Annotated in this window: 10 protein-coding genes and 5 pseudogenes; 12 read left to right on the top strand and 3 right to left on the bottom strand. The window is 51.6% G+C overall.

The window, feature by feature from the left end:
- Positions 1-205 precede the first annotated feature (205 nt).
- The 12 genes and pseudogenes from FHS72_RS17450 to FHS72_RS18540 form a co-directional block, all read left to right on the top strand.
- Entirely contained in the window at positions 206-823 is a 618-nt protein-coding gene (locus FHS72_RS17450; protein ID WP_183531024.1) for a nucleoside/nucleotide kinase family protein, read from the top strand.
- Entirely contained in the window at positions 820-1,947 is a 1,128-nt protein-coding gene (locus FHS72_RS17455) for a phosphotransferase (protein WP_183531025.1), read from the top strand. The genes FHS72_RS17450 and FHS72_RS17455 overlap by 4 nt, the downstream gene beginning before the upstream one ends.
- A 484-nt stretch (positions 1,948-2,431) precedes the next feature.
- The gene (locus FHS72_RS18415; protein WP_221235469.1) at positions 2,432-2,860 is read left to right on the top strand and encodes an acyltransferase; all 429 of its coding nucleotides are present in this window, start codon (positions 2,432-2,434) and stop codon (positions 2,858-2,860) included.
- A gap of 115 nt (positions 2,861-2,975) precedes the next feature.
- The gene (locus FHS72_RS17465) at positions 2,976-4,022 is read left to right on the top strand and encodes a hypothetical protein (protein WP_183531027.1); all 1,047 of its coding nucleotides are present in this window, start codon (positions 2,976-2,978) and stop codon (positions 4,020-4,022) included.
- Complete coding sequence (locus FHS72_RS17470; RefSeq protein WP_183531028.1) at positions 4,019-5,275, top strand: glycosyltransferase family 4 protein; 1,257 nt, start codon at positions 4,019-4,021, stop codon at positions 5,273-5,275. The genes FHS72_RS17465 and FHS72_RS17470 overlap by 4 nt, the downstream gene beginning before the upstream one ends.
- A 41-nt stretch (positions 5,276-5,316) precedes the next feature.
- Positions 5,317-6,381, top strand: a complete 1,065-nt coding sequence (locus FHS72_RS17475) for a glycosyltransferase family 4 protein (RefSeq protein WP_183531029.1) — start codon at positions 5,317-5,319, stop codon at positions 6,379-6,381.
- Positions 6,378-7,466 (top strand): DUF1972 domain-containing protein, encoded by a 1,089-nt coding sequence (locus FHS72_RS17480; RefSeq protein ID WP_183531030.1) that lies wholly within the window; start codon positions 6,378-6,380, stop codon positions 7,464-7,466. Before FHS72_RS17475 ends, FHS72_RS17480 begins: the two co-directional genes overlap by 4 nt.
- A gap of 32 nt (positions 7,467-7,498) precedes the next feature.
- Entirely contained in the window at positions 7,499-8,512 is a 1,014-nt protein-coding gene (gene galE, locus FHS72_RS17485; RefSeq protein WP_183531031.1) for a UDP-glucose 4-epimerase GalE, read from the top strand.
- Between the two features lie 274 nt (positions 8,513-8,786).
- Positions 8,787-8,972 (top strand): annotated as a pseudogene (locus FHS72_RS18530) (transposase); the annotation flags it as partial.
- 282 nt (positions 8,973-9,254) lie between these two features.
- Positions 9,255-9,524: pseudogene (locus tag FHS72_RS18535) on the top strand (integrase core domain-containing protein); the annotation flags it as partial.
- 371 nt (positions 9,525-9,895) lie between these two features.
- Positions 9,896-10,401, top strand: a pseudogene (locus FHS72_RS17495) (integrase core domain-containing protein); the annotation flags it as partial.
- Between the two features lie 39 nt (positions 10,402-10,440).
- Positions 10,441-10,545, top strand: a pseudogene (locus FHS72_RS18540) (IS5/IS1182 family transposase); the annotation flags it as partial.
- A 97-nt stretch (positions 10,546-10,642) separates the two neighbouring features.
- Here the strand turns inward: FHS72_RS18540 and FHS72_RS17500 are convergent.
- The 3 genes and pseudogenes from FHS72_RS17500 to FHS72_RS17510 form a co-directional block, all read right to left on the bottom strand.
- Positions 10,643-11,869: a hypothetical protein gene (locus FHS72_RS17500; RefSeq protein WP_183531032.1), complete on the bottom strand. Its 1,227-nt coding sequence runs from the start codon at positions 11,867-11,869 to the stop codon at positions 10,643-10,645.
- A 218-nt stretch (positions 11,870-12,087) separates the two neighbouring features.
- A pseudogene (locus FHS72_RS17505) lies at positions 12,088-12,366 on the bottom strand (integrase core domain-containing protein); the annotation flags it as partial.
- 6 nt (positions 12,367-12,372) lie between these two features.
- Positions 12,373-13,365, bottom strand: coding sequence for an IS30 family transposase (locus tag FHS72_RS17510; RefSeq protein WP_183531033.1), 993 nt, complete (start codon positions 13,363-13,365; stop codon positions 12,373-12,375).
- Between the last annotated feature and the right edge of the window lie 122 nt (positions 13,366-13,487).

Raw genomic sequence — 13,487 nt, forward strand, 5'->3', positions numbered from 1 at the left:
CTGTTGAAACTAATGCTTAGAGTGAAAGCACTAAATCACGACATGAAATGACTACGAGAGATTCAGAAAGGTCCAGCTCGGTTGATAAATAACTGCTCAGAGAGTCTAATGCTCTTCTAGTTATTTCGCTCCCTCTTGAGGTTATTGATAAAGTAGAAATAAAGGTGTCCCTAGGACTATATCCTATAGAAGACGTGGACTAAAAATGGTGAGAGAAAAGATGGTCGCTAAGCGTGCAGGTAAGGTTGTTGCCTTTTTGGGACCTGATGGGGCTGGTAAATCCACAGTTTTGGAATTGTTGCAGGCGCAGTTATCTGCCCAAGGTACGAACCATTGCTATCGCTATTTCGCTCCCGGATATTTGGAGCGATACCGGCCAAAGGGAAATAAGTCGATCACTACAAACCCGCACGAAGGGCCCCAATATGGCCCAGTGTTGATCGTTGCAAAGATATCACTGCTTCTGTTTGAGTTCCGCATGGGACTTTGGCCTCTGCGGAGACAATATGAATTGGCGTTGTTTGACCGTTACATACATGATTTGTTGGTAGATCCCAAACGGTACCGAATGGATACTCTGCGTTGGTGGATGCGTGCAATGCTACAAGTTGCGCCTGTGCCTGATTTACTTGTCATCATTAGCGCTCCGACAGATGTAATTCAGTCCCGCAAACAAGAAGTCCCACGCGAAGAAACTGCTCGTCAAGTTGCGGCGTATGAGGCTTTGACAGAGGTGGTGCCTCATGCGGTCATCATCCATAATATTGGTGCACCTCAAGTCGCGGTAGAAGAGATAATTGAAAAGCTGGAGATGTTGAAGTGATCGATTTGTCGGCTCTTTTTGGTGATGCTCAGGTCAAAGACGTGCAAATCCGCCACTTTCGTGTTTTTCCTAAATCTGGTGCAGAAAGGTGGTTGCTAGAAAGTACTCAGCGCCGTCCTTGGCACTTGAAAACTTGGCCACGGGCTAACCTGCGGGCGCGAGTCATTTACCGTGTGGCGTGGATAATGGGTGCTTTAGGATTGAATCTACCGTCTCGTGTGGAAGGCTTTTCAGTGGCACCAGAATCTGTTTACGCACAATTATCCAATAGGTTTGACCGCCTGGGAATCTTCCTTGGCACGCCAGGCCCCAATCGTAAGATCGTGGTCTACGCGGCACGGTCTGATCGGTCTGTTTTTGTTAAAATCCCGCTTGGTCCAGTTAGCTTGGCTCTCGTGGAACGCGAGTCCGCGGCACTATCATTGTTGGCGCAAGACCCTAATCTAGCCCCTTTAATTCCACGCGCTGATCAAGTCGCTGGCCATTTGGCTATTGAAGACATTGAAACACAGGGGGTTGCGCATGCCGCTCTTGATTTGAGAGAAGTGATCCGCATTCACGACCAGTTGCAACATCGATCAGGAATGACAAAACCATTGCACGAACTGCGTCAGGATTGGCAAGTGGGGCCCGAGGGAGCGGTGCTTGAACAAGACGCTGGGGCCCGGGTAGCTATTTCGAAGGCCCGCGCTGCGGCTGACGCATTCCTCAATGGATTTCCTGCTGACATGGGCGTGCCATGTTACATGGCGCACGGAGATTTTACCAGGTGGAACGTTTTGCGGGCGGCAGATGGCAGCGCCCGGATCATTGATTGGGAGCTTTACGGTCTGAAGCCCCGATGGTTTGATGTTCTGCATTACATAGTATCGTATCATCTATTGGTAGTTCAGACACCGGCATGCGAACTGCTATTGCACCTGCGCGACGTTGCACAAAAGCACCCGAAACTTTGCACTGATTGGTGGCAGCAGGTTGGTTTCTATTTTTGCTATCAAAGCCTATATTATAGCGCTGTTTTTGAGCGCCAAACAGATTTACGTGAGCATCATCAAGCGTTTTGGCAGTTGAAGGAGTGGGCAGAGATATTACGCCTGCTGCCAGCAGAGATGGATAAAAATTGATGGTTTATTATGGATATATTTGGGTTGTAGAATGTACCATTCTTGAAATAGCAGGGGTCGCGATTGGATCGGCTTCTTCCATTGTTGTCTGTGGTCGTTCAATATGTTCATTAATGCTTTGTAGGTTGCGACCGCAACGCGCATCGGTGTGTTTGCAGCATTTTGAGGTCCGCAGATGGTAAATTTTACGTCCTTATTGGCGTCGTTACTGTCTCGATTGCTAAAGCGTCCTGTTGCCTTAGATTCCGACATTCCTAGTAGCCTTCTTATAAGTCAGGCCCTAACGTTAACAACAGGTCTTTTTCGTGGCCTGGTGCTTTCCAGGACTAGCCTTATCCTGGAACGAGGTGCCCGGATCACCAATTCTGGGCGATTTCAGCGTGGCGGTGGCCTGATCCGGATTGGGGCCTATAGTCGTGTGGAGTGTGTCTCACGAGAAGGCATCTGCGTTGGGCGGAACTTCAAACTTGGGGCATTCTCGCGCATGGTGGCCAGCGGCACGCTCAGCGATTTGGGTCAGGGCATTACTGTAGGTGACAATGTGGGCATCAGTGAATACGCCTATATCGGCGGTGCCGGTGGTGTGCGGATCGGATCTGACACCATAGTAGGCCAGTATTTCAGCACCCATAGCGAAAACCACGTTTTCAGCGACCCTGACAACTTAATTCGCGAGCAAGGCGTAACCCGAACTGGTATCGAGGTTGGGCCGGATTGTTGGATCGGGGCCAAAGTGACTCTTTTGGATGGTGTCACTTTGGGCCGAGGTTGTGTGGTAGCGGCGGGCAGTGTGGTAAACCAGAGCTTCCCAGACTACGCAATAATTGCCGGCGTGCCTGCGCGGCTGTTGCGGATGCGAGATATGTCTGCGGCCTCCGCCGAACCTACTTTGCCAGAGGATTCAAATGACTAAAACGCCAAAAGACGGGGTTTCCCCCCTTGGTCCCAATTCCCCACTGCGCCCACGTTCGCGGTTGGTTTCCAATTTTTTTGACCACATGAATCAACAGCCATTTGCCTGGGTAGTGATGAACAATTACGAAGAATTGCCTTGGGTGATTCCGTCGGACATCGATTTTTCTGTGCCGCCTGAGTTGTTCTATCAATTGGATGGCTTTGTGGCTGGATTTGCAGCTCAACATGGTGCGCAAATTGTTCAAAAGCTGTGGCATGGCAATATGAAATGCGCCTATATCGTGGCCACTGGGCCCGCATTTGACCGCGCCTTTGTACAGCTTGATTTTTTTACCGCCTTTTCCACAAAAGGGTGCCCGGCGCTCTTGCCGCACGATGTGCTGGTGCAGGACCGCCGCGCGCTGCGCAATTTTCATGTGCCGCGCCCAGAAGTGGAGCTGATCTTTACTGCCATGCGGCGCCTTTTCAAGGACGATTGGTCTGAGCGCCACTGCGCGCGGATCGCAGAGTTGCACAGCAGGATCACGCATCAGGATTGGTTGCCCGCGCAGTACGGCTGGATGGCCCCGATGCTGGAGGACGCACGCGCTGGCAAGGTGGAAGCGGTTACGGCCCGCCGTGGGGCCGATTGGGCGCAACTGCGCCAGACCGCTAAGAACAACCTATCGCTGTCTGAGAAAGTCGCAAACATGGCGCTTCAGACCAAGCGCATCGCGGTACGTCTGCGTGATGAAACCGGACAGTTGATCGTGCTGACCGGCCCGCGTGACAGCATTTCATCCACCGCCCTTGAGACGCTTGAGCTAGTGTTTCACCGCCGTATCTGGCTGGATGGAACGGAGCTTGCGGGGGCCTCGATCAAACTGAAGGCCAATCTGGCGCTGCTGAAACGACGCAAGGGGCTGGTCTTTGTGCTAGCAGGGCCGGACCATCCGCGGGGCAGGGCGCTGGCATGCAGGCTGGACCGGATGGGACTGGTGGATCAGGTGTTGTCACCTGAATCGGCTGAAGCGGGGGGGCTGTCGGCACTGAAGGCACCGCAGGCGACATTTGCAAATGGGCCCGCCGCATTGGAAGCGATTGTCGCGGTGCAACGAGCCAAGGCTGCACGGGCAATGGCGTATGGCAATACGCAGACCAGCAAGGGTTATGTTGGATGACGCACCGCGCAAAGGTTTTGCTGATCGCCTATGCTTGCCGCCCCGGCGAAAGCTCTGAGCGGCAGGTGGGCTGGCATTGGGCGCATCTTATCCAGCGCAATCATGATGTGACCGTGCTGACCCGCGAAAGCCACCGCGCCCACATTGAGGCCTGGTATGCGCAAAAACCTAAAGACGGGCCGAGACCTGAGTTTATCTATTACGATCTGCCCAAATCCATTGCGTGGTTCAAACGCGGCGAACGAGGGCTATATCTGTATTACGCGCTTTGGAGCTTGTTGGCGGTGCTGCGCTGTCGCAAGATGAATAAACAGGGACGGTGGGAGATCACGCATTTTCTGACCTTTGGTACAATGCTGTGGCCGCAGTTCGGATATCTGATGAACACCCGCTATTTATTGGGACCGGTGGGCGGCGGCGAACGTATTCCTCTGTCGCTGCGCGGGGCCTTTAGGCCTGCGGGGCGTATTAAAGTGCTCGTGCGGCGGCTGGTGCAAAAACTGATGGTACTGAACCCGATATTCTTGGCTAATCTGTCGCGAGCTGACCGCATCTTTGCCCGCACTGGTGAGACCCGCGAGATGTTCCCGGCGCGCTATCATCATAAGACCGAGCTGTTGTTGGAAACCGCCATCGGGCCTGAGATGATACCCGATGCCGCACCCACCCGCTCCAACGATGTGGTGCACATCGTGTCGGTGGGCCGATTGATCACCAGCAAGTTTAACCCTCTGATGCTAGAAGCGTTGGCTGATTTTAAAGCGCAGTTCAATCGCCCCTTTGTGATGACAATTATTGGGGATGGCCCTGAACGGAGCCGTTTAGAAACGTTGCGTGATCAGCTCGGCCTGACCGAAGTGACATTTGTGGGCAAGAAGCCCTCAAATGAGGTTTTTGATGCGCTGCGCGACAGCGATATTTATTTTTCCACGACCATGAAAGAGGGCGGCACATGGGCCTTTTTTGAGGCGATAGCTAATCATCTGCCCATAGTCTGTCTCAAGGTGAATGGTCCTGACATGATTGTTGGCGATGGCTGTGGTGTCAAGGTGTCCCCGACTAGCCATGCGGCCGCGCGCGAGGGTCTGGCGGAAGGATTGCTGTGCCTGGCTGAGGCGCCTGAATTGCGCAGTACCCTTGCCGCAAACGCGCTGGCGCATGTGGAACAGACATTCACCTGGGGCAGGGTCACGACACAGATTGATGCCGCTTATGCGGATTTGCTGGCAACGCAAGGGGCCGCGCAAGAATGATCGTCTTTTGTCACCTGCTTAATGATAGTTCTGGTAGTCCCATGGTCTTGCGTCAAACGATCCGCGCAGTGCGCGGGGCGGGCCATGATGCGATGTTATGTGTGGGCAGTCAGGGCCGCGGGTGTCTGGAAGACGCAGGTGTGCCGATCCGGCGCTATTGGTACAGGCGCAGCCGGTTTCGCATCCTTACTCTGTTCACTTTTGTCGCTAGTCAGCTGATGTTGTATCGCCTTTTGTCGCGCTCAAAGCTGCCCAAGGACGCGGTCATTTATGTCAATACGCTGCTGCCGTTTGGGGCAGCTTTATGGGGGCGCATGCATGGCCACCGGGTCATCACTCATGTGCATGAGGTTTCAATCTCGCCTAGCCCCTTGCGCAAGTTTCTGGTTGGTATGCAACAACGCTGTGCTGATCGGTTGATCTATGTGTCACGAGATAACCGCGACCGTCTGCCGATTGCAGATGTGCCTCAAGCGGTTGTGCCCAATCCTGTCGCGCCCGAAATCGCCACTTTGGGGGCAAATACCCCCTATATGTCCCGCCGCTCTGGCCAATTTGAGGTGCTAATGCTGGCATCACCGCGCGATTTTAAGGGCGTGCCGGAATTTGTGGCACTGGCCCGCAGTTTTGAGGCGCACCCAGATATAATGTTTACGTTGGTGTTGAATGGCGATGCAACCGAAGTGGCGCGGTATGTGCCAGCGGTCAAACGGCCTTCAAATCTAGGCTTGCATCCTCGCACTGAAGCCCCGGAGCATTTCTATGCAACGGCTGATATTTTGCTAAACCTGTCGCGGCCCGATGAGTGGGTCGAAACCTTCGGTCTGACACTGGTGGAGGCGATGGCCTTTGGTGTGCCGGTGATTGGTCCGCCTGTGGGCGGCCCGGTCGAGATCATCACCCACGGCAAAGAAGGGTATCTGTGCGACGGGCGCGATGCGTCTCGGCTGCACGCTCTGGTGGCCGGCTTAGCACAAGACCCGACATTGGCTCGGTCCATGTCAGAAGCTGCACGGACCCGTGCGAGTGATTTCACAATGTCGCAATTTACGGCAAATCTAGCCGCCCAATTGCAACAAATCTACACCAAGAAAGAGACATCATGAAGCGCGCAATCATCGGCACCGTGGGCGTACCCGGCCGCTATGGCGGGTTTGAAACTTTGGCGGAAAATCTGGTCCATTACCATACGGCAAGAATCGATAAGGGCGAGCTGACGGTCTATTGTAGCGCGGGGGCTTATCCTGCACGCCCGGCAAAATTTTCTGGCGCCACGTTGCGCTATTCTCGGCTTAGGGCCAATGGGCTTCAAAGCGTGCTTTACGACATTGTCACCGCGTTAGATGCGGTGCGGCGAGGCGATGACGTGCTTTTGGTGCTGGGGGTATCGGGGGCGGTTGTCCTGCCGCTGATCCGGCTGATTGCTCCCCGGCGGCGCATTGTCACCAACATCGACGGCATCGAATGGAAGCGCGAGAAATGGCAAGGGATTGCCAAGCGATTCCTACGGTGGTCTGAAAAACTTGCGGTGCGCTGGTCGCATGTGGTGGTGGCCGACAATCATGCGATCGCGGAATATGTCCGCGATTCCTATGGCACTGAGGTGGAAACCATCGCTTATGGTGGCGATCATGCGGTGGCGGAGGCAATCGGCACTCCAGATGCCGCTTTGCTTGCAGATCTGCCTGCGGCCTATACGCTGGCGCTGTGCCGGATTGAGCCTGAAAACAACGTGGCCATGATTCTTGAGGCCTTTGCCGATACTGAAGAGCCGCTGGTCTTTGTCGGCAATTGGAGCAACAGCCACTTTGGCCGGGACCTCAAACAACGGTATTGCAGCTATGCAAATATCACCTTGTTAGACCCTGTGTACGACCCTGCCACGTTGCAAGCGATCCGGGCCGGTGCCCGGGCGTATGCTCATGGCCATTCCGCCGGGGGCACCAATCCTTCTTTGGTTGAGATGATGCATTTTGGTGTGCCGGTTCACGCCTTCGATTGCAGCTTCAACCGGCACACAACAGAAAACGAAGCCAATTATTTTAGTACCGCGCAGAAACTGGCTCAACTTGCCGGGCAGCCATTACCAAAACAGGGCATGAAAATGCTCGAGATTGCGAAGCGCAACTATACATGGCAGATAGTTTGTAAACGATATTTTGAATTGATGGACGCAAACACACGCTCGTAGAAATTCGGTCGTTCAGAGGAGAGTACGTTTAAGTGGCAAAAGTATTGGTGACGGGCGGTGCCGGATACATTGGTAGCCATACAATTTTGGCGCTTTTGCGAGCTGGTCATGAGGTAATGTCTTTTGATAATTACGTGAACAGTTCACCTGAGTCACTGCGCCGCGTGGCTAAATTGGCAGGATCTGCGGCCCAAATTGTGAGGGGTGACATCTGCGATCGAGTTGCACTGGATGCGGTATTTGCCCGCTTCGTTCCAGAGGCTGTGATTCATTTTGCAGGGCTAAAAGCCGTGGGTGAATCGGCAGAAAAACCTCTGGAGTACTACCGGAACAATGTCTCAGGTACACTTGAGTTGTTAGAAAGCATGAAGGCGCATAACTGCCGCCAGATTATTTTTTCCTCTTCGGCTACTGTTTACGGTGATGCTCAATACTTGCCTTTTGATGAAAATCATCCCATCAATCCAACGAACCCTTACGGACGTACAAAGGCATTTGTCGAGGAGATTATCCGCGATTGGGTTAATTCTTGGCCGGAGGCTAGCGGTGTTTTGCTCCGTTATTTCAATCCTGTAGGGGCTGATGAATCAGGGCGGATCGGTGAGGATCCTAGAGGCATTCCGAATAACTTGATGCCGTTTATCACGCGTGTTGCATCTGGGCAACTCTCACAGTTGGGCGTTTTTGGTGACGATTATGAAACGCGAGATGGCACTGGCGAACGTGACTATATACACGTTTCAGATCTGGCGGATGCACATCTAGCCGCCCAATCTTTTGCCGAAAGCAAGGTAGGATGCGAGGTATTAAATGTAGGAACTGGTGTCGGGGCGACCGTGCTGGAGATGCTCAGTGGATTTGAACGGGCGGCGGGAAAAAAAATTCCGTTTGAGATTATGCCTCGCCGTCTCGGCGATGTGGGCCGTAGTCTCGCAGCCGTAGAACGTGCCGCAGACTTACTGAATTGGCGCGCCAAGCACGACCTTACGTCGATGTGTAATACGACTTGGAATTGGCATTCTAAGAACCCGAGTGGGTATGATTGAAAAGTAGCGATATTTATCAATATGAACGATAAAATAATAGTCCCAACGTAGTCTCTTTTACACAAGTAGTTTCTCTACCTACTACAGGCGAAATGACTGCCCGTAATAATTGTATTAAATTTCGTTATGTCGTCTGACCTGCGCCCCTAAAACTCCTCCAGATTTGTGTAGAGTCCGCCCAACAAAAGGACCGACAAATAAAGGCACGATTTACGGATGAACAGATCATTCATTGCCCGGCAGGGTATTGCGTAGCAATAGCCCGAGAGGGGCGATGATCAAGGAACAGGAATCTGGCGAGAAGACTGCCGATGTGTGTCGGCGGCACGGGATTAGTTCGGCGACGTTCTACAAATACAAATCGAAGTATGGTGGTATGGAGCCATCCGACGCGAAGCGGTTGCGGGCGTTGGAAGATGAGAACGGTAAGCTGAAGAAGTTGCTGGCTGATCAGATGCTCCCCTCTCGGGCTATTGCTACGCAATACCCTGCCGGGCAAGAGACGACGCGATGCTGCGAGACATCAACTCAAAAAAAATGGTGACGCCCGTTGGGAAGCGGAAAGCTGTGGCGCATCTGATGGACGTCCATCAGGTCAGTCAGCGACGGGCGTGCGATGTGCTGCAAGTTGATCGGTCAACAGTGAGATATCTGTCGCGCCGTGGTGATGATGCTGAACGGGGCATGTCGACGACAATCGTTTCTGACCACCACTGCCCGACAGGCGATTGCGTAGCAATCTGCCGAAAGGGGCACTGAGTTCACAAGCATGGCGATACTCCAATGGGTGCAGAAAGCCGGCATTGATTGGCATTACATCGCGCCTGGAAAGCCCCAGCAGAACGGTTTTATCGAAAGCTTCAACGGTAAGCTGCGGGACAAATGTTTGAATGAAACACTATTTGACACATTGCGCGATGCCCGCAAAACGCTTGAAGAATGGCAGGAGGATTATAACTGGCGCAGACCACATTCAGCATTGGGCAACCTGACACCGATGGAATTTTTGCAGAGAAAGGCAATGGACAAGATGGCGGCCTAACGCCAAAGATTTAACCCCAAGGACTCCGCGCAAAGCTGGAGGGAACTTGGGGCTCAGGTCACGTCTAGCATCTAGATTTAGGACTCATAATCAGAATATGTCTGTTGCAGAGAACGCGATTGCAGTCCGGAATACCGTTGGACATCTGTTGTAACGGGTTAGCTTTGTTGCGCAAATGGGATTCACTGTATGAGTCTGGAGTAATAGCTGAGTGGGATGAGCAGTTGGCCCCTACGAAGTACAAGACCAAGAATTGGTCGTTTAGTAATCACCCTAAAATTAATGGTGATGGATTCAGCCGGTCACTGCAACACCTGCTCTAACTTACGTGCTGGCGTTAGAAACCTGAGCCGCTGGCTGTGCCTGAGGCTCCAAACGACACATGGTCGATGGATTTTTTGGCGGATCAACTGGCGGATGGTCGTTCGATCCGAACACTAAATGTGCTGGATGACTTCAATCGCGAAGGCCTGTGCATAGAGGTGGACTTTTCGCTGCCTGCTGAACGTGTCGTTCGCAGTTTGAACCAGATCATTGAGTGGCGCGGTCAGCCGCAGGTAAGTCGCGTCGACAACGGCCCAGAATATATCAGTGGGACGCTCATGAAGTGGGCCGAAAAAGCAACATCCGGCTTGAACACATTCAGCCGGGCAAGCCGCAGCAGAACGCCTATATCGAACGTTTCAACCGAACCGTTCGTGGCGAGTGGCTGGGGCAATATATCTTTGAAACGATTGAGGAGGCACAAGACCAGGCAACGCAATGGCTATGGACTTATAATAACGAGCGGCCCAACATGGGCATCGGCGGCATAACTTCCGCAATGAAATTGAAAACAGCCGCATGAATTCTATGGCTGGACCCCATTAAAAATGGGGGGATTTCCATGGCGAGTGACCGCGAGCGGCAGGTCGCAGAAATCCAAATCCACATCGCCGTCCTCCATCGCTATATGGCTCTTGGTATGCCTGTCAGGGAACCTGTAGGCTAAGTGCGTCTGGGGAACGGGGCAGAACATCGTTCGCCCGAATTGTGCAACAAAGCCGGTCCTGAGCCTTACGAAACAAGGGGTTACTACCGGTCTCAATTCAGCCAAACTCTCTATCTCTGTTGGCTGATTTTCTAACAATACACACCACACCTGAATTGAATGTAAGAAAAATCAGCAAGAGCCAACTAGGGCTATTGGGATAGTCTGATGAGGTGAATCCAAAAAATAAAAATATTAGATGGCATGCTATCCATTTGTTTGCCAATGCCCCTCCCGCAATATTTTTAATTCTGGAGAATAAAAAAAACGGTGCGACAAGGAAAACAGCCGATGCGAAGAAACCTACAACTCCGACTCCAAGCAAGTTGGAAATCATGGAGTTGTGGAGATTGGAGGTCCAGCTAAGTTCGCTCAATTTAAGAATTTCCCGCTCCGCCATGAAACCGACTCCAAATACTTGTTGAGCTATTGTAAATTCTGTCTTGTAGTAATCTATTGCGAAGCTTAGCAACGGGAACCTTCCAGTTCCGATTAAATACGCCCGTGCCGGTTTGTTAAAAATTACATCATCTATGTTTGCATTCAAGTATTCTATGAATCCGAAAGTCGCAATGCTAACTCCAGCAAAGCCAGTTAAAAATAATAGCATTCTGCCATTCACTAAGGCTAGAAATAGTAGAGCCATTCCGAAGGACATAACTGCCGATGCTGAGTTCAAAAATATTCCGATCATAAAGAAAAGACAAACAAGAGAAATATTTCTGTAATTCCGACTGCTGTATAAATCGATAATTTTCCAGATACATAACAATAAAAAGATTGTCGCTCCCATCCCACCTCGCAGTGGGATAAGCGGTACATTTAGCACTTGAACTTGAAAAATTGCAGATCCGATCGAATAAGTAGCGCAAATTGCTAAGGCAAAGCAAAAAATTTGATACTCGAAGCTACTGGCGTAATTTCTTGCTAGGTACTGCCCGTAAGCGGACGCGGCTAAGGTCAAGCCTATTCCGGAAACTGCGCGAAAACCACTTAATAAAGGTAGAAACGAGTTTATTGCGGAGATGGAAGCGATCAGGTAGAAAACCAGTATAGAAATTGTAACTATATTTCTCGGCAGGCGCATAAATACTTTGTTGTAGTAGGCATACGAAAATCCGATAAGAAGAACTGTTGAGAGCGCAACAGCATAAGCTGCCGATGAAGATTGAAAGCTACTATTTACGTTTGCGTCTGTATTTATGGTCACACGCTGAAAAAAAACAATTATGACAACTAACAACATCAGTGGCGTAATCGCAGCTGAATTTACTTTACGCGCCATTGCAATTCCTTCTATTTTTGATCCCAATCGCCGTTCCCGCTTTGGCAAGATATCCTCAGGGATGAAATTACAATCGTATATACTTTGCTTATTCTTAATACAGTCATTGTACCGCAAGTTCTACGCCTACAACTTAACATGCAGTAACACAAATAACTATTGGACCTGCTTTGCTACACAAAGTGTCCCGATTTAGGGTTGGATTTTCCGCACTTTGATCACACAAACGGGCTGGATGCGTCTGGTAATTTCATCAGCGATGCTGGGACTTTGTTGCCGATTGCGCTGTGCGGTCGTTCTTCGTTGTCGTCTCTACGCCAAACCTCCAACTTTTCGGCCGTATCTTCAAGCCCCATGAACCAATGCGCGTTCAAGCATTCGGCGCGGAATCGGCCGCTGAACGCCTCAATGTAGGCATTGTCAGTGGGCTTTCCGGGGCGCGAGGAATCGAGAGTGACATTTTTTTGGTAGGCTGTGAACTCAAGTTTGGTTGCGACATTTCTCTATCCCAGCTTTCTGAGTTCTTCGGCGAATGCCTTGGTCGGTGTTCGCCATCCCAAGCACTTCCTTGGGGTTCCATTCAAGCGGTTGCAAATCGCCTTCATGTCGCGATCTGAGAGCGTCGAAATGGGTGTATCGCGTTGCAGATACCGCCGCGCTCGCTTGTTCATATTTTTGACGGAGCCTTTCTGCCAAGGGGCCTGCGGATCGCAGAACCAGGCCTCGGTTCCGATCCCGGGTTTCAGTTTTCGCCAGCTAGAGAACTCAATCCCACGGTCAAAAGTGATGGATTGGCGGGCCGTTTGGGGCAGGGGCTCCATGACATTCATCAACCGCGCCATGAAGTGGTTCGAGCTTCGGTCATTGTTGCGGAACAACACAGCATAGCGCGTCTTTCGTTCGACCAAAGACGCCACATTAGTCTTGCCGTGTTCGCGCCGAAAGATCATTAAATCGCCTTCCCATGCACCAAAGCTATCCCGGGTTTTGATATGTTCCGGTCTGTTGTGGATCGAACGCTCAGGCGGGAACATCATGCCACGCGCAGTCCTTGCGTAGCGCGGTTTGCGCTTCTTGCGACGATCTGGAAGATATCGTGCGAGTTCCTGGGATTGGCCATCTGGGCTGTACACATAGGAATAGATCGTCTCATGGCTGACGGTGGTTGTATGGCCTTCAAACTTCAAACGGCCTGCAATCTGTTCGGGTGACCAACCTTCCTGAAGTCGGTCAATCACGGCTTCTCTCAGCGCAGGAATTCGGACCAACTTACGACGTCTTGCGCGGCGCTCAGCTGCGCATCTCTGTGCCGTCATTCCGTAATAGCCATTCAGTTGAGGTAGCTCATCATCCTTGAAAAAGTTACGCTTGATTTCGCGATACACGGTCGCACGATGGCGATTGATCCTCCGCGCAATCTCGGTCACGTTCACCTTGCGATACAATAGATCTTCGATTTGACGTCGCTCAGTTAGATTTAGCTCTGTGCGTTTCATAAACGATTCTCCTGACTTTCAAGTAGGATATCCACGCTCAACAACCTGCGCCACAGCGTCCTGTTTGAACTCGTCTGTAAACCGTATTCCTTTGTTCATATCCGTCTCTCCTTGGTTCCAAA

Origin of the sequence: Yoonia ponticola (genome assembly GCF_014199395.1) — a bacterium.
GTDB lineage: Bacteria > Pseudomonadota > Alphaproteobacteria > Rhodobacterales > Rhodobacteraceae > Yoonia > Yoonia ponticola.